17 protein-coding genes are annotated in these 19,916 nt (G+C 39.0%); 6 read left to right on the top strand and 11 right to left on the bottom strand.

Annotated elements, in window-relative coordinates:
• Positions 1-42: 42 nt before the first annotated feature.
• The 7 genes from dld to yieE form a co-directional block, all read right to left on the bottom strand.
• Complete coding sequence (gene dld, locus PR761_RS01935) at positions 43-1,773, bottom strand: D-lactate dehydrogenase (RefSeq protein WP_112836923.1); 1,731 nt, start codon at positions 1,771-1,773, stop codon at positions 43-45.
• A gap of 304 nt (positions 1,774-2,077) precedes the next feature.
• Positions 2,078-3,460, bottom strand: coding sequence for an APC family permease (locus PR761_RS01930; RefSeq protein WP_006815442.1), 1,383 nt, complete (start codon positions 3,458-3,460; stop codon positions 2,078-2,080).
• Complete coding sequence (locus PR761_RS01925) at positions 3,450-3,659, bottom strand: hypothetical protein (protein ID WP_071599557.1); 210 nt, start codon at positions 3,657-3,659, stop codon at positions 3,450-3,452. The genes PR761_RS01930 and PR761_RS01925 overlap by 11 nt, the downstream gene beginning before the upstream one ends.
• A 319-nt stretch (positions 3,660-3,978) precedes the next feature.
• Complete coding sequence (locus PR761_RS01920) at positions 3,979-4,533, bottom strand: hypothetical protein (RefSeq protein WP_039855321.1); 555 nt, start codon at positions 4,531-4,533, stop codon at positions 3,979-3,981.
• A 163-nt stretch (positions 4,534-4,696) separates the two neighbouring features.
• A complete protein-coding gene (locus tag PR761_RS01915; RefSeq protein ID WP_006815445.1) occupies positions 4,697-6,676 on the bottom strand; it encodes a ligand-gated channel protein in 1,980 nt (659 codons plus the stop codon).
• Between the two features lie 351 nt (positions 6,677-7,027).
• Complete coding sequence (locus PR761_RS01910; RefSeq protein ID WP_006815446.1) at positions 7,028-8,515, bottom strand: amino acid permease; 1,488 nt, start codon at positions 8,513-8,515, stop codon at positions 7,028-7,030.
• 143 nt (positions 8,516-8,658) lie between these two features.
• Positions 8,659-9,522, bottom strand: coding sequence for a DNA-binding transcriptional regulator YeiE (gene yieE / locus PR761_RS01905; RefSeq protein ID WP_006815447.1), 864 nt, complete (start codon positions 9,520-9,522; stop codon positions 8,659-8,661).
• A gap of 189 nt (positions 9,523-9,711) precedes the next feature.
• Here yieE and PR761_RS01900 point away from each other — a divergent pair, with 189 nt between their 5' ends.
• On the top strand, positions 9,712-10,791 hold the full coding sequence (locus PR761_RS01900) for a YeiH family protein (protein ID WP_006815448.1): 1,080 nt from the start codon (positions 9,712-9,714) through the stop codon (positions 10,789-10,791).
• Positions 10,792-10,895: 104 nt separating this feature from the next.
• Positions 10,896-11,741 (top strand): deoxyribonuclease IV, encoded by an 846-nt coding sequence (gene nfo / locus PR761_RS01895; protein ID WP_006815449.1) that lies wholly within the window; start codon positions 10,896-10,898, stop codon positions 11,739-11,741.
• 54 nt (positions 11,742-11,795) lie between these two features.
• Here nfo and fruK read toward each other — a convergent pair whose 3' ends face one another.
• Positions 11,796-12,731, bottom strand: a complete 936-nt coding sequence (fruK, locus tag PR761_RS01890) for a 1-phosphofructokinase (protein ID WP_006815450.1) — start codon at positions 12,729-12,731, stop codon at positions 11,796-11,798.
• Between the two features lie 170 nt (positions 12,732-12,901).
• Between fruK and PR761_RS01885 the strand changes: the two genes are divergently transcribed.
• The 3 genes from PR761_RS01885 to yeiP all read left to right on the top strand — a co-directional run bounded on the left by PR761_RS01885 (position 12,902) and on the right by yeiP (position 15,444).
• On the top strand, positions 12,902-13,342 hold the full coding sequence (locus PR761_RS01885) for a nucleotide triphosphate diphosphatase NUDT15 (protein WP_006815451.1): 441 nt from the start codon (positions 12,902-12,904) through the stop codon (positions 13,340-13,342).
• 154 nt (positions 13,343-13,496) lie between these two features.
• Positions 13,497-14,741, top strand: coding sequence for a tryptophan permease (gene mtr, locus PR761_RS01880; protein WP_006815452.1), 1,245 nt, complete (start codon positions 13,497-13,499; stop codon positions 14,739-14,741).
• Positions 14,742-14,871: 130 nt separating this feature from the next.
• A complete protein-coding gene (yeiP, locus tag PR761_RS01875) occupies positions 14,872-15,444 on the top strand; it encodes an elongation factor P-like protein YeiP (RefSeq protein ID WP_006815453.1) in 573 nt (190 codons plus the stop codon).
• A gap of 124 nt (positions 15,445-15,568) precedes the next feature.
• On the opposite strand, the gene PR761_RS01870 is transcribed toward yeiP, so the two are convergent.
• Positions 15,569-15,913, bottom strand: a complete 345-nt coding sequence (locus PR761_RS01870; RefSeq protein WP_006815454.1) for a hypothetical protein — start codon at positions 15,911-15,913, stop codon at positions 15,569-15,571.
• A 993-nt stretch (positions 15,914-16,906) separates the two neighbouring features.
• Here PR761_RS01870 and mepS point away from each other — a divergent pair.
• Positions 16,907-17,494 carry a bifunctional murein DD-endopeptidase/murein LD-carboxypeptidase gene (gene mepS / locus PR761_RS01865; protein ID WP_006815456.1) on the top strand — a complete coding sequence of 196 codons (588 nt, stop codon included), beginning with the start codon at positions 16,907-16,909 and terminating at the stop codon, positions 17,492-17,494.
• Between the two features lie 165 nt (positions 17,495-17,659).
• Here mepS and PR761_RS01860 read toward each other — a convergent pair whose 3' ends face one another.
• Positions 17,660-18,001, bottom strand: a complete 342-nt coding sequence (locus tag PR761_RS01860; protein ID WP_006815457.1) for a hypothetical protein — start codon at positions 17,999-18,001, stop codon at positions 17,660-17,662.
• A 724-nt stretch (positions 18,002-18,725) separates the two neighbouring features.
• Positions 18,726-19,910 carry a Bcr/CflA family multidrug efflux MFS transporter gene (locus PR761_RS01855; protein ID WP_039855326.1) on the bottom strand — a complete coding sequence of 395 codons (1,185 nt, stop codon included), beginning with the start codon at positions 19,908-19,910 and terminating at the stop codon, positions 18,726-18,728.
• Positions 19,911-19,916: the final 6 nt, after the last annotated feature.

Here is a 19,916-nt window from a genome sequence, read left to right as displayed (position 1 = left end):
ATTAAAAATGGGCAGAATTTCTGCCCATCAATCTATACTCACCTATTCATGATCACAACCGCAATCACCATCCCAATGTTTCCGTTTCGTGGTTTTACCCAGTCCCGGATTCATCGTATTGGTTGGGTCTGTTTCTTTATAGAATGTTTTTAATTGCATCGGAGCCTTATATAAATGCCCGACATTATGTTCAGCTGGATACTGAGCACCTCTTTCATCTAAAAGAGCCAACATTTTCTCTTTCAGTTCTTTAGGATTTACCCCTTTTTTCAACACATAATCCTGATGCATTACATGACACATAAAATGTCCGCAATATAATTTATGGACGATGAGATCTTCAATTTCAGGCGGTAATTTTTCAAACCAATCTCGGTCATTCCGTCTTAGCGCAATATCTAACGGTAATACATCCTCAACATCTTTATTATGTACCGCATGGTAACGAACTGCGGATCCCGCGGCCGCAAAACGATGTAAGAAGGCTTTAGCACCCTCTTCCGGTGTGCATTCAAAATAACCGCCATCGGCAGTTGCAAAGAATGATTTCAGCCAAACTTTTGCCTCATCAATACCGTCCCCTGCCATTTTAAGCATTAAATGGTGCTCATATTTATCACGGAACTGTTTCATGCGTGGCGGTAAATGGGATGGCCATAGTTTACTTAATAGCTGCATAGTGCGGTCGATTAAGTTGGATGGAAGCAATGGAACTTTATTCAGTACTGCATCCATTCGCCCTTTAATGGTAAAAAAGGTTGGCATTTTATCTGTACCAAACTTATCTATCATTAAAAAGGTGTCTTTACCGTAGATTTCTGCAATATCAAAACAACCACGGTGCATATACTCGCCTGCAACTGGGAGATTTTCAAACTCACTCAGGATATGGCGGCGAATATCTTCCAAGACGTCTGGATTATTCGATCCAATGTAAAAAACTTGGGTTGCTTTATCGGCAGGGAACGTATCTAAACGCACAGCAAAAACAGCTAACTTACCTGCACACCCAGACGCTTCAAATAATCGACGCTCATCCGCATTAAATCGTGATGGCGTATCTGCATTAACATCACGTACACGCTGGGCATATTCATGATCAGATGCCAGTTTGTTACTCAGCTGTACATCGTCGCTACTATAGTGACGATTCTGCAAATTAGTTAGGATCTCTTCTGGAGTTTCACCCAATGCAATCCCTAAGTGGTTAACTAGCTCAACGGTGCCTTCTTCATTCACTCGTCCATATAGCGCCAGCTCGGTATAAGCTGGACCTCTGCGTACCAATGAACCACCAGAGCTATTACAAATACCGCCCACGACTGAAGCTCCAATACAGGAGGAGCCAATAAGGGAATGGGGTTCACGACCCAGTGGTTTTAGAATTTTTTCGAGGTCATATAATGTGCTTCCTGGCATTGCAACCACTTGGTTCAACTCAGGTAAGACTTGAATTTGGTTAAGGCGTAAAGTGCTAATAATCACGATATCACGATCATAATCATAGCCGCTTGGTGTAGAGCCTTCGGTGAGACCAGTGTTTGCGGCTTGCATGATGACAATTTTGTCAGCTTCAACACAGGCTTTAAATACATACCATTGTTCTAATAACGTTGTGGGAAATACAACGGCAATAGCATCTCCCACGCCGGAACGAAAACCTTTCCGATAGCGTTCTGTTTTATGGGGTTCGGTGAGGATATTTTTTTTGCCAACAATGTTCCTGAGTGTGAGTAATAGTCGTTGGTTCTCAGGATTTTTCACATCATTCATTACATGCCTTCCTGTCAGGGTCTTGTCATTAAACCCATCCACAATATCACATAAGATTAATATGTTAAGAAATTATTAATACCCTACTGAAAACAAAAACAGCGCCCAAAGGCGCTGTTTTATCAGTCATCAATTTACAGTTGCAGTTTGCAGTTCAATTATCCTGATGCTGACATCTATTCAAAATAATTCGTGTTGTAGCTAGGCGGCAAGCAAGCTAGACCCTAGGAGCATACATAAAGTATGTGACTAGGGCTAGCGCGTGCAGCCAACAACGCTACGGCGCGAAATATGAAGAATATATCTAGACGTCGCTCATCTGCGGCATCGGCCTACGAAACATCCGTGTAAGAATAGCCATATACACCAATCCTACAACCGTCCAAATCAGCCCATACACCATTGAGTCTTCTTCAATATTCAACCACAGCACACAAACCGTCAGTGTTCCGATAATCGGTAATATCAGATAGTTGACGATATTCTTAAAGCCTTGCATACGGCGCTCACGAATAAAGAACTGACTAATGACGGAAATATTCACAAAGGTGAAGGCTATCAATGCACCAAAGTTAATTAATGCCGTTGCAAAGTCCATCTCAAACCAAATAGCGCCTAACGCTAAGAAGCCGACTAACAGTACATTATAAGCTGGAGTACGCCATTTTGGACTGACATAACCAAAGACTTTTTCAGGGAATACGCCATCACGCCCCATAACATACATCAGTCGTGCACTACCCGCGTGAGCTGCCATGCCAGAGGCCAATACAGTCACACATGAGAAAACAAGAATGATTGCTTGGAAGAACGATCCCGCAACAAATCTCATGATATCTGGCTGAGTCTCATTAATATTCGCAAAACGTGAGACGTCTGGGAAAAATTGCTGCAAGAAGAACGAAACGGTAATAAAGATAACCCCGCCAATCAGTGCTGTTAGGAAAATAGCACGCGGAATAACTTTACCCGCATTTGGCGTTTCTTCAGACAATGAACTCAATCCGTCAAAACCTAAGAATGAGAAGCAAAGAATTGTTGCCCCTGCAATTAAAGGGACCAATTCTGTTTTTTCGTTTGCAAATGGATTAAAAGACCAGATCTCCCCCGAGCCTTCACCATTTGAAACACCGTGAATAACTAATCCTGTAAAGACCGCCATTACCCCAATTTGAATAATTGCGATAACGGTACTTAAGTTAGCAATAACGTTGATACCGCGTAGGTTTGCAGCAGTCATTAAGATCACTAAACCAACAACAAAAATCGCAGGTTCAACATTTGGAAAAATGTCTTGTAAATAAATCTTTGCCAATAAGATATTGATCATTGGCATGAAAATATAGGACAGCAAAGATGTCCAACCCACAAGGAAACCAATATGCGGACTCATTGATTTTTGGGCATAAGTATACGCTGAACCGGCAGATGGGAAGCGTTTCACCAGCTTACCGTAGCTCAGAGCAGTAAACAGTATTGCAGCGAGTGCAATAATGTATGAAGTCGGGACGTGACCACCCGTTTTATCCGATACCATTCCGAATGTATCGAAAATAGTCATTGGCTGGATATACGCAATACCGATCATCACCACTTGTACAAGGGTTAATGTCTTCGCAAGTTGGACTCGGTTATTCGCACCAGTTTGGTTGTGGCCGATATCTAAAGGTACAGAATTATTTTGCATGGCAATGCCCTCCCATAACTTTAGATTGAGCCCGACTTCGACTTAATCTACAGTTACTGGGAAGACTTTGCATCTGTCTATAAGCAGAGAAAAAGGATGAGAGGAAGAAAGTCGGGTGTGCAAAGCTGCTTGCCCCGTAGTCATCGATGCGGCAGCGACGACCGCTTGGTCCTGCTGCGAGAGCAAAAAAGTAAGCCATAAAAGCATTCCTCAAATCGGTAGCATTCTGTGTTAGCTACACGTAAATATTTATCTATCCGGCCTAATATCCGGCCCCATTAAAATGAATGAACCCTAAAAAGCAAAAAAACCGATGCCGTTTTTATCGAGCATCAGTCAATTTTTTGTCCGCGCATTTTGCACGTCACGTCTAGAAATAGCAAGCTAATTTGTTAATTAAACACCCTATTTCCTATGAGAGTTTTTGATGAATTTACCCTTTTTGTCCGCATTACTAATAAAGTTACTATTTCCTATAAATTCATATCAAAAACCCTTTAATTTAATACAAATAAGTTTCAAACAGGGCGATCTAATTTATTGGCGGATTTTTCAAGTAACATATCCAAACTCGAATGTAGAAGCTTACTTTTCACCGATTTGCTTTCTGGTAATAATTTCGAGCCAACTTTGTTATCCATGGTATAAATAGTGACCTTACCTTCCTCATGTTTATAAATCAAAAGACCATCAACGCCGAAATCATATTGGTCTTTAAAATCACGAAGGACCGTTTGCATTTTATTTCTCGAAATATCGTCACCATTAACTGCTTTGCGTAATTCATCGACAGATAACCCTACAGGGATTGAGTAAAGATATAAAACCTCCACCTCTGACTCTCCATCATCAATACCATTGCATATAAAGCAACCGTCTTGTACCGATGATAGTCGCTCTAACTTACGCAATTCGATAAGTAGTTTTTGTCCATCCTGATACGGTGACTCTGAGATGTCCAAAAAGACTAATCGATAAGGCCCAGGATCTCCTGCCATTGTTGAAGGGATGCTGCCGATAAAAATGAGTAATCCAATACACCAAACTCGTAGGTAGCTTCTAAATTTAGACATTTCCTTTCCTATCAGAGAAATCAGAGACAAGTAGATTGCGGCTTTTTGATCTTTCTTTCTATGAGTAGATATCTGAATAATCGTTTGATGTCTAAATCATAGTACAAAAAAACCCTTTGGCTATTCACCAAAGGGCTCAATTAACAAAAATCGCTAATTAGTATTAGAAGTTATAGTTGATGCCTACGTTATAACGGCGACCTTCTAATTCTGCACCGTAAGTTTCATTATCTATTCGGCGATCTAAAAGGTTATATACTCCACCAACAATATTTGCATTTTTGCTTAGCTTATAGCTCGCACCTAAGTCAAATAATGCATAGGATGGTGTTCCTTTTGCCATTTGCTGACCACGACCTTGATAATCCGACGTTTCACTACGGAAATTCATACGAGTCCAGGTTTGTAAATCTTCTGTCGTATCCCAAGTCAACGTTGAGTTAACCATATGCTTTGGCTGTTTGCTTAAAGGCTTACCTTTATTCACACCACTTTTCTGTTCTGTGTGTGTATATGTATAGTTTGTCGCAAACTCTAGGTTATCAAGGATCCCCCAATTGAAGGTCACTTCAACACCTTGCATTCTCGCTTTATCAACGTTGGCTTTATCGCTGACGAAACGATATGGTTTATTAGGAATATTCCCCTCACCATCCGCTAAAGTACAATCTCTAATGGTATCAATGCTGTTATCACAACGTCTGATTTCTGTAATTTTATCTTTGAAATCAGTATTGTATATAGTAACGCCAGCAGTTAAATTATCTTGATTATTCCAGATAACGCCAATCTCTTCGGTGACACTTTTTTCTGGTTTCAGATCTGGGTTACCGTAAATGATTGCATTTCCTTTGGCGCCCCCCGTAGCTTGTCCCCAGTTTGCAGATGATTCACGCAGGCTTGGTGCTTTATAACCTGTAGATACCCCACCTTTAATCGTCCATTGTTCATCAGCATGCCAAACGCCATACATACGAGGAGTCCAATGAGTACCATAGTTTTCATCATTATCCATGCGTAAGCCGCCAGTTAATGCAAAATCATTGGTAATTAACCATTCATCTTCTGCAAATAATGCCCAGCTATATCTATCTAACTCACTATTTCCAGGGATTTTATTACTCTGGTCTTTGAGTTTTTCTTTACGATACTGTCCACCGAGACTTAAACTGTGGTCACCCAGTAAAAAAACACTTTGATTACGGAAGATTAAATCTTCTGACGTCATTTTGCGGCCCGGGTTTTTTGCTTCATCATATTGAAGATATGTATCAGTGGACGCAATATCATAAATACCAGTATGTGTTAGGGCTGCGTGAGTCATATCATACTTGTTAAATTCGCTACCATCACCACGTTCAGCCGTGTAACCCTCTCTATAATCACGATGCTGGTTATCTTTTTTGAAATCTAAATCAAATGCATTCTGCTCATTTGGCGTGAATGATAGAGTTCCTCCACCACTCGTCATTATCTGGCGACCAAAGCCATCAATAATTTTATCTTCACTACGATGTGAATATTGACCTTGTAGCTTCATACCCAGTAATCCATCCACTAATGGTCCCGAGGTATAAAAGCTCCCTTGCCCTGTATTACCTGAATTCTTACGCTCCGTGATTGTGGTATCCGCACGTAGGCTGGTCGTCCATTCTTGTTGAACACGACGGGTAATAATGTTGATAACCCCACCCATGGCATCAGAACCATACAGAGACGACATAGGGCCACGAACGACTTCAATACGCTCAATAGCAGGTAGTGGCGGTAACCATCCTTGTTCAATACCTGAGCCATCACTGTTAGGACGAATACTACGGGTATCAACACGTTTACCATCGATAAGGATCATAGTGTATTTAGCATCCATGCCTCGGATACTAATATCTGAGCTGCTACCACCGCCAGTCACTAAAACACCTGGAACATCTTTCAACGCATCAGTAACATCACGGTAAGCTTTATTTTCTAGTTGCTCACGGGTCACTACAGAAATTGATGCGGGAGCATCTTCAATTTTTTGCTGATATCCAGCTGCTGTTGTAACATAAATTTTATCTTTGCTGTCATCAGCAAATGCAGGTGCCACGCTAATAGCCGCAATAATACTGACCGCTATTTTTCTTTTAGTAAAAACAACCATTCCCGATTCTCCATGAGATTTTTTCTTTTAACTATGAATTTTCTATGCTCAGCATCAGGTTCAACGAACCATAGAGGTCTGTAGTTTTTATTATGTAAATCATTAAACTTATTGTGGATTTATAGCTTGAGAGCTATTCCAAAACCCAATAAGTAACTGACTCTCATTTGCAGGCGCTAACAATAAAGTAAATAAGAATACTTATCAATAGCATTATTGATCAATTCATTTCTTTTGATAACGTATTTATGGGATGCGCATCTAATTTCTTATGTTTTAGGCAGGATATTCGGGGTATAAAAAAAGCGCCTATATAAGGCGCTTTATACATTTCAGTTTAGCGAGAATTCTTTACTTCTCTAGATTTTCTCGATAAGAAGGGAAACTCATATCTTTATAGCGAACAACTGATGTTTTTCTTACAATTTTATAGCCAAACCAAATCGCTAAAAATAGTGGAATACCAATATAGGTGGCAGTTACGCCTACCCAATCAATCTTATCTTCTAAGAATGCTTGATAGTTTTGGCCTAATGTAATAATTAAACACAAAACAAAAGCAAAGATAGGTCCAACAGGGAAGAAGCCTGAACGGTAAGGTAAATCATTTAAATCTTTACCTTGAGCAATATAGCCTCTTCTGAATCGATAATGACTAATCGCAATCCCTAACCAAGCAATGAAACCCGTCATACCTGATGTGTTTAAAAGCCACAAGTAGACTGTTTGATTACCAAACATTGAGCTTAAGAAACATAACCCTGCGACAACTGTTGTTGCGAGTAAAGCATAGCGAGGCACGCCACCTTTAGATAAGCGAGCAAATATTTTCGGCGCTTTACCTTCACGAGCTAAGGTATATAACATACGCGTAGAGGCGTACATTCCCGAGTTCCCCGCAGACAGTACTGCCGTCAAAATAACCGCATTCATCACCGCCGCTGCTGATAATAAGCCCGCATTTTGGAATACTAAAGTAAATGGACTAACACTGATATCTTTAACATCATTACGTAACAAGCTTGGATCCGTATAAGGAATAATCAAGCTAATAATCAGAATCGCTAAGATGTAAAATAACAGAATACGCCAGAATACTTTACGCACTGCTTTAGGGATATTTTTGGCAGGATCTTGTGATTCACCCGCAGCAATACCAATTAACTCAGTACCTTGGAAAGAGAATCCGACAATCATGGCGACACCGATCATCGCAGAGAAGCCACCAGCAAATGGTGCATCACCAATTTCCCAATTATGCCAACCTGCATTTTCAGCACCATTCATGATGCCAAAAATCATCATGACACCCACAATAATAAACACAATAACTGTGGTTACTTTGATTAAAGAGAACCAATATTCTGCTTCACCAAAACCTTTCACAGAAATGTAATTCAATAAGAAAATGATGGCGAGGAAAATGGCACTCCAGATCCAGCCTGGGGTATCAGGAAACCAATAGGTCATAACTAACTGTGCAGCAACAAGGTCAACCGCGATAGTGACTGCCCAGTTGTACCAGTAGTTCCAGCCTAATGCGAAACCAAAACCTTCATCAACATACTTAGCACCATATGTTGCGAATGAACCTGAAACCGGCATATAGGCAGCTAATTCACCTAAACTGGTCATCAGGAAATAAACCATTAAACCAATAATGGCATAAGAAAGAAGTGCTCCACCTGGTCCTGCTTGAGCCACTGTTGCACCGGATGCAACAAATAATCCAGTCCCGATGGAGCCGCCAATTGCAATCATGGCAAGGTGACGGGCTTTTAGTTCACGACGTAATCTCGGCGCGCCACCCATGGATGTATTGGTATGTTGTTCAGCCATCTGTTCCCTGTTTTTATTTTCAGTCAATAACGCGAGGGATTCTAACAAACTCAAACGGCAGAAATAAGCAACTCTTTGCTGTTATAAGATACCTTCATAATTCAGCTATAATTATTAGCAAAACACGTTATGGCCTATTATGTTCAGTTGCAATAATCTAATAAATTAGTGATTGCATTAGAAAGATGCTTCTGACGGTGATAAATCAGATATAACGTTCGCTCTAGTTGTAACTCATCTACGGCTAATTCTACTAGTGAGCCATTATCTAACTGCTCCGCAATAACCCTTCTAGATAAACAGCTAATTCCCATACCAAAACGTACAGCATGTTTAATCGCTTCAGAGTTCCCTAGTTCCATTAAAATATGAAACCCGGGAAGGTGGGCAAATAATAACTGATCAAGAACATCTCGAGTTCCGGAACCTCTTTCACGCAAAATCCAAGGTGCATTTTTCAATTCTGTCAGAGAGGGATTCTTACTGGCTAATGGGTTATTAGGTGCTGCAAATATCACTAATTCATCTTTCAGCCACGGTTTCGAGATCAACTCTGGACTATGACAAACGCCTTCAATTAGTCCTACATCGGCGCGAAATTCCATAACACCTTTGATCACCTCTTCGGTATTACCAATAAATAATTCCAATGGAATTTCAGGGTGATCATAACGATAGCCCGCTAAAATTTCAGGTAAGATGTAGTTACCAATCGTCGTACTCGCAGCAAGGCGAACTGCGCCCATTTCTTTCTTGAATAGTTGTTCAACTTCTAACGCCTGCTCCAATAAAGACAATGCTTTAGGGTAAAGGAGTCGTCCATGTTCATTAGTGACGAGTCGTTTACCCACACGGTCAAATAATTGGACACCTAATTGCCCTTCTAAATCAGTCAATGATGCACTGACAGCAGATTGAGATAGCGCGAGTAATTGCGATGCCTGAGTTGTGGAGCCACTCTTTAATACTTCCGTAAAAACCTCAAGTTGCCTCAGTGTTATGCGCATACAGAAAGCTCCAGCATGATGATGTATTTGTAATAATATTGTTAATATTAATCATTTATTAGCAATATACCAATAGAATCTTTTAATCAGTTTTATAGATAGATAATATAAAAACAATCAATTTATATTATTATTGATTTTGTTATATGCTTATTCCAACTTAATCTAAGTCATCATAAGAGTGTCGTCATGGATAAAACTGGAACCAAAGCAATGATGCAAAATAATTCACTCCCTATTCTAAAACTCATTCCGGGTATCATTTTAGCTGGGATTTTAACCGCTATTGCGATTTACCTTGGAGAGCAGTCATGGTTTATGGATGTTGGGCTGGGAGCGTTAACCCTCGCCATTTTACTCGGTATCTGCGTTGGAAACACCGTCTATCCGGCTATTAGCTCGACATCTGATGCAGGCATTAAATTTGCCAAACACTATTTCCTACGCGCTGGTATCATTTTGTATGGGTTTCGTTTAACTTTTCAACAAATTACCGATGTTGGCGCGACAGGATTAATTATTGATGCCCTAACCTTAACGACAACCTTTTTATTAGCGTACTGGTTGGGTAAAAAAGTGTTCAAGCTAGATGACGAAACAACCATGTTAATTGGTGCAGGAAGTAGTATTTGTGGGGCTGCAGCAGTAATGGCAACTGAGCCTGTGGTTAAAGCATCAGCAAGTAAAGTCGCTGTTGCTGTCTCCACTGTCGTTATTTTCGGGACTATCAGTATTTTTGTTTACCCATGGTTATACCAGCTAAATGCACATTTTGGTTGGATCCCAATGACTCAAGAAACATTTGGTATTTATATTGGATCAACCGTGCATGAAGTTGCTCAAGTGGTTGCTGCGGGACATACTATTGGTCCAGATGCAGAAAATGCATCTGTTATCGCAAAAATGTTACGCGTAATGATGTTAGCGCCATTTTTAATCATCTTATCTGCGTTCATTAGCCGTAAAACTGCTGCAAATACTCAAGATGGTGCTCAAAAAAGTAAAATCACGATCCCTTGGTTTGCGGTGATTTTCATTTTAGTGGCGGCGTTTAATTCATTTAATTTATTACCTGTGGAAATTGTTAAACAAGTCATTGTTTTAGACACCATATTGTTAGCAATGGCAATGGTCGCGTTAGGTCTAACAACCCACGTTAGTGCGATCAGGCAAGCAGGTATTAAACCACTGTTGATGGCACTGATTTTGTTTGTCTGGCTGATTTTAGGTGGTTTTTTTATCAATATGGTCATCCAGTCAATTTTTTAAATTTATTTTGTTACACCTCCGGTAGCCGCTTTTTATAAGCGGCTTTTTTTTGGTTTCATTTCTTTAGTTATTAATGGCATACTCCCCCAGAAAAGGAGTCGATCATGAAATATATTGGAGCACATGTCAGCGCCTCTGGCGGCGTCGACCAAGCGGTTATTCGCGCCCATGAAATCAACGCAACAGCATTCGCGTTATTTACTAAAAACCAACGTCAATGGAAAGCAGCCCCGCTTACAGAAGAGATAATTAAGAAATTCAAGCATAACTGCGCTAAATATGGTTATGGTAAACATCAAATTTTACCCCATGACAGTTACTTAATTAATTTGGGCCATCCTGAATTCGAGGCATTGGAAAAATCTCGAGTGGCTTTTATTGATGAGATGCAACGTTGCGAACAACTGGGTATTGATCTTCTCAATTTCCATCCTGGTAGCCATTTAAAGCAGATTGAAATTGATGATTGTTTAGCGCGTATAGCCGAATCCATTAATATTGCCCTCGCCGAAACAGAGGGTGTCATTGCCGTCATTGAGAATACAGCAGGTCAAGGAACTAACTTAGGATTTGATTTTGTCCATTTAGCCAAAATCATTGAGAGAGTCAAAGATCAAAGTCGTGTAGGTGTTTGTATTGATACTTGCCATGCATTTGCTGCTGGCTATGACTTACGTACAGAAGAAGAGTGTGAAAAAACTTTTCAACAATTTTCAAGTATTGTTGGCTTTGAGTTCCTAAAAGGCATGCACTTGAATGATGCTAAAAGTGAATTTGCCAGTCGTGTTGACCGCCACCATAGCCTCGGTGAAGGGAATATTGGCTATGCACCATTTCGTTATATTATGAAAGACGCCCGTTTTGATGGTATTCCATTGATTTTAGAAACCATTAATCCTGATATTTGGCCACAAGAAATTGCATGGCTAAAAGCTCAACAATACGATTAATACAAAAATGGCTACGATTAAGTAGCCATTTTTTATCTCTGAATTCATGTGTTATTAGAGCAATTTCATCTCAATTTTCGACATCATATCCGCGAGCTTATTACGGTTTTTTAAACCAACATCAGGCTGCGAAACTGATAATGCGGAAATAGCAGTCGCCATACGTAATGTATGCTCACTGGATTCCCCATTCAACAGCCCATAAGCTAATCCAGCAACCATTGAGTCCCCTGCCCCTACCGTGCTGACGACTTCACAATGAGGTGGCTTAGCCAGCCATGAGCCCGATGCATTAACCCATAATGCCCCTTCTTCGCCCAATGAAATCACAACGTGGGAAATCCCTTTATCGCGTAATTCATGAGCTGCTGCTATGACATCATTTAATTCAGGAAGCTTTCTACCCACCCATGTCTCTAATTCTTGGCGATTAGGTTTTACCAACCATGGGGATGCTTTCAACCCCGCTTTGAGGGCTTCTCGGCTACTATCAAAAATGATGCACGGGCATAATTGGCGCAAACGTGTCATCCAACGGGTGAACTCTTCAGGATCAATGCCGTTCGGCAAACTACCACTGACCACCACCATATCAAAATGACCGAGCCAATTGAGGGATTCTGTCGCAAAACGGTTCCAATCTTCTTTGCTGACGTCAAAACCGGAGAAATTAAAGTCTGTCGATTTACCATTATTTTCAGTAAGTTTCACATTAATACGGGTTCGACCGGCCACCATTGTAAAACGGTTTGCCATACCATTTTCACTGAAAAAATGTTGGAATTCTTCTTGGTTATCCTTACCCATGAAACCGCTAACGGTGATATCAATGCCAAGGTCACGTAAAACTTTACCTACGTTGACCCCTTTGCCTCCAGCATTCAGGCTAGCAGTCTTGACTAGATTGACCTCACCGGCTTCGATTGAGGGGCATAGCCCAACTAAATCATAAGCAGGATTTAATGTAATTGTAGCAACCCGGCGAGTCATAACTACTAATCTCCCTTAATCATTATATTGTCGTATCACAAATTTTTCTGCGCATAGTTATAACACTAATGCGGGTTGTTTTCAGTGATATTTGTATTTTTTCCTGATTGTAATTTACAAGTAACATGGCAAGATCTCTATGTTTAAAAAGACATTAAGAAGGAAATTCCATGTCCAATCATCAAAATGTTGTGGTAGGTGTTGGCGTTATTATTACCAATTCACAAGGTCAAATTTTGCTGGGTAAACGCAGCAGTAAACATGCTCCCTATTGGTCTATTTTCGGTGGGCATGTAGATCCAGGCGAATCATTTGAAGCTTGTGCAATACGTGAAATTAAAGAAGAAGTTGGCATAGACATTCATTCCCCCACCGTTTTTGGTATCAGTAATAATTTACAGACGTATCAACAGGAAGGAAAACATACCGTTTCGATTTGTATGCATGCTGAATACAATGGAAATATTGCGCCACAAATCATGGAAGAAGACAAATGTGAAGATTTACTCTGGGTTTATCCCCATGATGCTCTTCCTGAACCCCATTTTGAAGCCAGTCGCAACGCGATTGAGCTTTGGCTAGCGCAACGTTTCTACTTTCAAAAAACCTAAATAGCTGTCAACTTTGTACAAATTTTCATGGGTTTGTACATATATTATCCATATCAAACTATTTTCAGATTTTATTATCTTTTATATATTTACATTACCAAATGCCTATTGTATCGTTCAGCTAGTACAGTGAAGCAATCATTCAGGAGTCATCATGGAAGTTGATGTTAAAAAATCGCCAAAGCGCCCATCTATATTAGGTGGTTCAATGATCATAGCGGGCACCGCTGTCGGTGCTGGAATGTTCTCTATTCCAATGGTGACTTCAGGCGTATGGTTCTCAGGCTCCGTCGTCTTACTGATTTATACTTTTATCTGTATGTTGCTTTCCGGATTAATGATCCTAGAAGCCAATATGAATTACCCAGCCGGTGCCAGTTTTCATACCATGGTTAAGGATTTATTAGGCTCAGGATGGAACACCATCAATACGTTATCTATTACCTTCGTGTTATATATTCTAACCTATGCTTATATTTCGGCAGGCAGTTCAATTATTACTGGCAATATTTCGCAATATGTACAGGTGCCTCAAGCCGTCTCAGGGTTGATATTTGCATTAATTATTGCATTCTTTGTTTGGTTATCAACTAAAGCAGTAGACAGATTAAGCACCATTTTAATTGGTGGAATGGTCATCACCTTTATCATGTCCATTGGCGGGATGGTAACTACAGCCTCTCCCCTTGTACTATTTAATCAATTTGAAAGTCCTGACAATCAGTATTTGCCCTATGCATTGGCTGCCCTTCCTTATCTATTGACGTCCTTTGGCTATCATGGAAATGTACCGGGATTGGTAAAATACTATAACAAAGATAGTCGTAGCGTTGTATTAAGCTTGGTTTATGGCTCTATTATTACAGTGACCATCTATATCCTGTGGCAGTATGCTATCCAAGGTAATATCCCTCGCTCTGCCTTTATTGAAATCAGAGAGAATGGCAATAATATTGATGCTTTGCTAAAACAAATGAATATTTCGGCTCAAAGCAGTTTTATCTCTCAATTTTTGAACCTGTTTTCATATATGGCGTTGGCAAGTTCTTTCTTGGGGGTATCTCTTGGGCTATTTGATTTTATTGCTGACTTTTTTAAATTAAATGACAGTCATCAAGGACGCTTTAAATCGGTTATCCTCACGTTTTTACCGCCAACTATACTTGGCGTAGTATTCCCGAACGGTTTTATCTACGCTATTGGTTTTGCAGGATTAGCAGCAACGATTTGGGCAGTAATAATCCCAGCGATGATGGCAAGAGAAAGCCGTAAACGCTTCCCAAATAATAGCTACAAAGCACCGGGTGGTCGTTTCATTATTTGGTTTGTGATCCTGTTTGGTTTAATTAATGCCATTGCTCATATATTGTCACTATTTGGTCTCTTACCTATTTATTGATAGCCCCTAGCTTATAAATCAATCCCTAGTGTAAAAACTAGGGATTTTTTTGACTTCAGCATCTTGCCTATTCCCTGATCTACGAGTAATTTTGTCGAACTCTTTTTGACAATAGCAAAGAAGGTTATTTATGGCCAAGGCCAACGAGATCAAACGTGGTTTAGCAATTAACTACAACGGAAAATTACTGCTGGTTAAAGATATTGATATCCAAGCACCAAGTGCTCGTGGAGCAAGTACTCTATATAAAATGCGCTTTACTGATATCAGGACAGGTCAAAAGGTTGAAGAGCGTTTCAAAGGAGATGACATTTTAGAGACAATCTCGTTGACTCGTCGTACTGTCAGCTTTTCTTACATTGATGGTGATGAATATGTGTTTATGGACAATGAAGACTATACGCCTTACATATTTAAAAAATCTGATATTGAAGAAGAGTTATTGTTTATTCCTGAAGAAGGTTTACCAGGAATGCAGGTACTAACAATGGATGGCCAAGTACTCGCTTTAGAGTTACCGCAAACTGTAGATATGGTTATTGTTGAAACAACACCCGGTATCAAGGGCGCTTCCGCTAGTGCTAGAACCAAACCCGCAACAATGGCAACCGGGCTAACCGTACAAGTGCCAGAATATCTAACTACGGGTGAAAAAATTCGCATTCATATTCCCGAACGTCGCTATATGGGACGCTGTGACTAATATTTAGCAATCCACCTATGGGCTTGCTGCCCATAGGCATGGCATTCAATCATAATCATTAAATATCCCTAATCTTATTTCCTTTTATTCACTAATATATGATTTTTTACTATGCTAAATATAGTTAGTCATATATTACAGTATAGATACCTGTTTTATTTTCTTTATTAATCCATTTGAAATATTGTACACCCTGTTGATTTGGTAATTGTGTTTTTTTCTCTGAAATTTTCTTAATATCCATCGAACTAGTTTTTACTTTACCCTCTTCATTCCAGCACTTAGTATCAATGCTTTGTTCAATTTTCGTGATGATACAAGGAGCGGCTACAATAGCTCCAGTGAAAGTAATTGTTCCCGATGCAAGCTGTTTTACACCGCTATCTTTAGAAGCATATGACGTAAAACTAGAAATTAAGGCTATAAAAGAAAACGCCGTTACAACTATTTTTTTTACTGAGCAGTCCACAAGAATTTCTCCGCTAAAGATTAGAATATCGTCAGTTATTGAAATTTACTTACATCTAAATGATGTATTTATTAGATAAATTTCAGCTGCGAGCTTAATTTTTAGAGGTGAACATATATTTCACTTATGGACGTTATTTTTTATTTTTCATTTAATTTTAAAAAAATATTTTAAATGAAAGTTCTATAAAATTAATGCTATGGCAATTAGTCTTTTTTTTATTAAATATGGGCAAATTCATAGAAGATTACACTTTTAGATTTAGCATTTTTTACTTGTAAAGTACCCAATAACATTGTGGTACTTTCAATATTAATGACTGACTAAATGCAACATTCAACAAAATAGCATGTCTATCTTGCTGAGTAAGCATCCAGATTACCGTAATTGATTGCATGAAAAATGAACGGTCCATTGCGTTAATCAGAACTATAAAGACTAAAAAATGACGTTAATGAATGGATTAAGACTGACAATTTATTTAAATTTAAACTTCTTTACAATTAAACCTAATAATTAAAATATTTTGAGTAAATACATAAAGAATTCTTAGTGAAAACGTGATTATGATCATGTTTTTAGGGAAAGGCAGCACCATAGGCAATACAAAAACATCGTATTATTCATAAATTGAAGGCAAGTTAATGACGCATATCCCGTTTTATATAATGTTTTGTAAATTATGCCCCTATAAACTCGCCATTTCAGCTTTGTTTATGTATATTCTTACTGTTTGGTTTAAGAAATAAATATTCCAATGCCAAATAAGAGTAATACGTTAATTTTTAGCAGCCTTTGATTATTCATCCTTAATCAACCTGTGTTAGAGCACATTTAAGCTGCTAATTTAGAGCAAGTTTTGTTCGGTGCATAAACCCTTTCTGCGAAAAATACACTGTTGTTGTTCTAATGCGTTTTTCACAGGGAGCAGTTTACGTGTGGTATGTAGCTTTCATATCACAATAAATAAAATGGCAAGGGATATACTAAATAATGTTAATTTCTGAAAAATTTAAGCGCTATGTATGGCGCCTTGTTCCGGCAGTGGCAATTGCCGTAACGCTTTCAGCATGTACTGCACCGAAAACGACAAAAAACAGTCAAACTACAGCAAGATCATCTGATGCTCGCATGTTAAATGCAACATCGAATGATTCCCTCGCAATGGCATCGCAAGATGAATTCGAAGATTTAGTCAGAAGTGTTGATACCAAATCAAAGATTATGGATCAATATGCTAGCTGGAAAGGTGTAAGTTACCGCCTCGGTGGAACCACAAAAAGTGGTATCGATTGTTCTAGCTTTGTACAACGCACATTCTTCGAGCAGTTTGGTGTTCAATTACCGCGTACTACCTCTGAACAAGAATCTTCAGGTAAAAGTGTAAAACGCAATAGTTTAAAAGCCGGTGACTTAGTTCTATTTAAAACAGGTCGCAGGATGAAACATGTAGGGATCTATATTGGTGATAACAAGTTTGTTCACGCCTCTACAAGTAATGGAGTTATTGTTTCAGAAATGAGTAATGATTATTGGAGTAAGCGTTATTACGCTAGCCGTCGAGTCATTAATGGTTCATAATTTTTATTAACATTATTATCTTTGCCAATAAAAAAAGCTTCCAGGCTCTAAACCGGAAGCTTTTTTTATTGTTAACACCATTTCATCATACTCGCACAGCGATAGCTAAATTATGTCATGGCAGATTCTGTTCTTCTACTAGCCCCTGTCAGGAATACACTACCGTTAAGCGCAATAGAAACCTGAGGCTAATTCTGCAATGGCAACACCAGATGCCTTCAATCGGCACATTGCAGTAAGTTCATCGCTAGCACGAATAAATAGACACATTTCTTTCTGCCATTCTAGTATAGCGTTGTCTATTTGCATTTCAGACAATGACTCAGACAACTGTTTCATTGCTATACAGTCTGTCTCACAATCATGACTTAATAATTTTAGTCCTACAAGTTTATCGCTATTGGCATCATTCATGGGAACAACTTCAACATCAGTCCCTATTTTTCCGGATAACCAGCGGTAACTTTGCGGCAACCTGTGGACTACCGAAAGACCTAATTTTTCCACAAAAATTTCCTATTAAAACACGCCGTCATTTTGACAAGTAAGCAGAGCTCACCATTTTGGCGACTTAACTTACATTTCACTAAATGAGTATCGATTCTTTTAGATACTGAAACTCCCCAAGAGACAATGTCTCTCTTCTTTGTACCCCACTCTCAATTAAAGAGTGAATAGAGATGCATATGTCTTAAAGAAATCCTCGTTCAAACCGAACTTTTAACAAATACAAAAAGTAACACAATTGTTAAATTCAAGAACTTAAATATAACACTAAAAAAGTAGCATGTCGTTAAATTTTTGTGACACACATCATTGCATGAAGATTTTACCAACAAAAAAACAAAAAATTAAACATTTTTTTAATTACAAATCCAACACAATCCATAATTAAACCGTTTATTTTTACATAATCACTAAGATATATTAATAATTATGTGTTTTTTGAGGGGACCCTCTCCAGTATTATCATTTTTAATGATAGTAATCATCCGCCAATCATAATACATAAATTTAACAACTATTCTTATTTAATGACTTGATGTAGATCATTTTTAGATAAATAGAATAATTACATATCGTTACTAATCGCTTTTTTCGATCTATTGAACAGGTTAACATATAGTTATAGTGAATAATATATTAGAGATATAAATCAAGATGATAAAAATACTGGCGGGAAATTAATGGAGTTGTTCAGCTTCATCCTTGAAACTGATACATAGTGAACCTACTTGGCTCTTTTCGCTAAAAGAACAAATAGCATGGATAGAGCAACACAGCCCACCATCGAACCAACCATAGGCCAAGCACTCTTTGCAGGGATCATGGAGAGTAAAGTACCAATCAATGCCCCTATAGAGAAACGGATAGTGCCAGCAAGAGATGAAACCGTGCCCGCAATGTGTGGATAATTATCTAAAATGACGGCCATTGAATTGGATGTGATCATAGCAATCCCACTAACATAAATCGCAACACCGATCACCAAAGTCCAAAAATCCATATTTAAGGCTGTCGTCGTTAATAACCATATTCCCATGACAAATTGGATAATAATACCAAAATACAGCATTCGCTCTGCACCAAATTGGCGAACGAAACGGCTATTAATTGTCGTCATAATAAATAAGAAAATGATGTTGATACCAAAGTAATAGCCAAAATGTTGAGGTGAAACGCCGTTCAAATCAATATAGACAAATGATCCTGCATTTAAGAACGAAAACATTCCCGCAAAAGAAAATGAACTCGCTAAAATGTAAAATAATACCTGTCGAGCACGAAATAAGGTGGCAAACTGTCTAAGTGTGGTTCCTATATGGAAAGTTTGCCTTTTCTCTGCAGGCAATGTTTCACGAATAAAGCAACTCACCAAAACTACTGCAATTACAGCTGCAATCGCAATACTCCAAAAAATGGCGTGCCATGAAAACCAACGCATCATTTCCCCACCCAAGATAGGGGCGAGTAATGGTGCAATGGTCATCACCAGTACAACGAAAGACATGCTGCGAGAAAACTCATCACGGGTAAACATATCCCTCATCAATGCGTTGATCACCACACTTGCGGCAGCGGCAGCAAAACCATGTAAGAATCGTAACCAAATAAAAACATCGATGGACTCAGCAACCGCACAAGCCGCTGAAGCAAATGCAAAAACAATCACTCCACCTAATATAACTGGTTTACGTCCCAAGCTATCCGCCATCGGTCCATAAAATAACTGACCAATTGCAAAACCAAAAATGTAGCTATTTAGGGTCATTTGAATATGCCCTTCATCTACATTAAAGTATCCTGTCATTGCCGGAAAACTAGGCAAATACATATCAATAGCTAATGGCATTAGCATTGATAGCAAACCTAATATTAAAATCAGCCCCAAATAGGATGAACGCTGTTGCTGCACGCTTTA

It is taken from the genome of Providencia sp. PROV210 (assembly GCF_028479445.1).
Classification (GTDB): Bacteria; Pseudomonadota; Gammaproteobacteria; order Enterobacterales; family Enterobacteriaceae; genus Providencia; species Providencia rustigianii.
This window is presented reverse-complemented; position numbering and strand designations above follow the sequence as displayed.

Coding starts and splice junctions, on each gene's coding strand:
- dld (WP_112836923.1), bottom strand. CDS start 1,773: ATGAATGATGTGAAAAATCCTGAGAACCAACGACTATTACTCACACTC.
- PR761_RS01900 (WP_006815448.1), top strand. CDS start 9,712: ATGGATAAAACTGGAACCAAAGCAATGATGCAAAATAATTCACTCCCT.
- PR761_RS01915 (WP_006815445.1), bottom strand. CDS start 6,676: ATGGTTGTTTTTACTAAAAGAAAAATAGCGGTCAGTATTATTGCGGCT.
- yeiP (WP_006815453.1), top strand. CDS start 14,872: ATGGCCAAGGCCAACGAGATCAAACGTGGTTTAGCAATTAACTACAAC.
- nfo (WP_006815449.1), top strand. CDS start 10,896: ATGAAATATATTGGAGCACATGTCAGCGCCTCTGGCGGCGTCGACCAA.
- PR761_RS01910 (WP_006815446.1), bottom strand. CDS start 8,515: ATGGCTGAACAACATACCAATACATCCATGGGTGGCGCGCCGAGATTA.
- PR761_RS01920 (WP_039855321.1), bottom strand. CDS start 4,533: ATGTCTAAATTTAGAAGCTACCTACGAGTTTGGTGTATTGGATTACTC.
- PR761_RS01885 (WP_006815451.1), top strand. CDS start 12,902: ATGTCCAATCATCAAAATGTTGTGGTAGGTGTTGGCGTTATTATTACC.
- PR761_RS01925 (WP_071599557.1), bottom strand. CDS start 3,659: ATGGCTTACTTTTTTGCTCTCGCAGCAGGACCAAGCGGTCGTCGCTGC.
- PR761_RS01930 (WP_006815442.1), bottom strand. CDS start 3,460: ATGCAAAATAATTCTGTACCTTTAGATATCGGCCACAACCAAACTGGT.
- mtr (WP_006815452.1), top strand. CDS start 13,497: ATGGAAGTTGATGTTAAAAAATCGCCAAAGCGCCCATCTATATTAGGT.
- yieE (WP_006815447.1), bottom strand. CDS start 9,522: ATGCGCATAACACTGAGGCAACTTGAGGTTTTTACGGAAGTATTAAAG.
- mepS (WP_006815456.1), top strand. CDS start 16,907: ATGTTAATTTCTGAAAAATTTAAGCGCTATGTATGGCGCCTTGTTCCG.
- fruK (WP_006815450.1), bottom strand. CDS start 12,731: ATGACTCGCCGGGTTGCTACAATTACATTAAATCCTGCTTATGATTTA.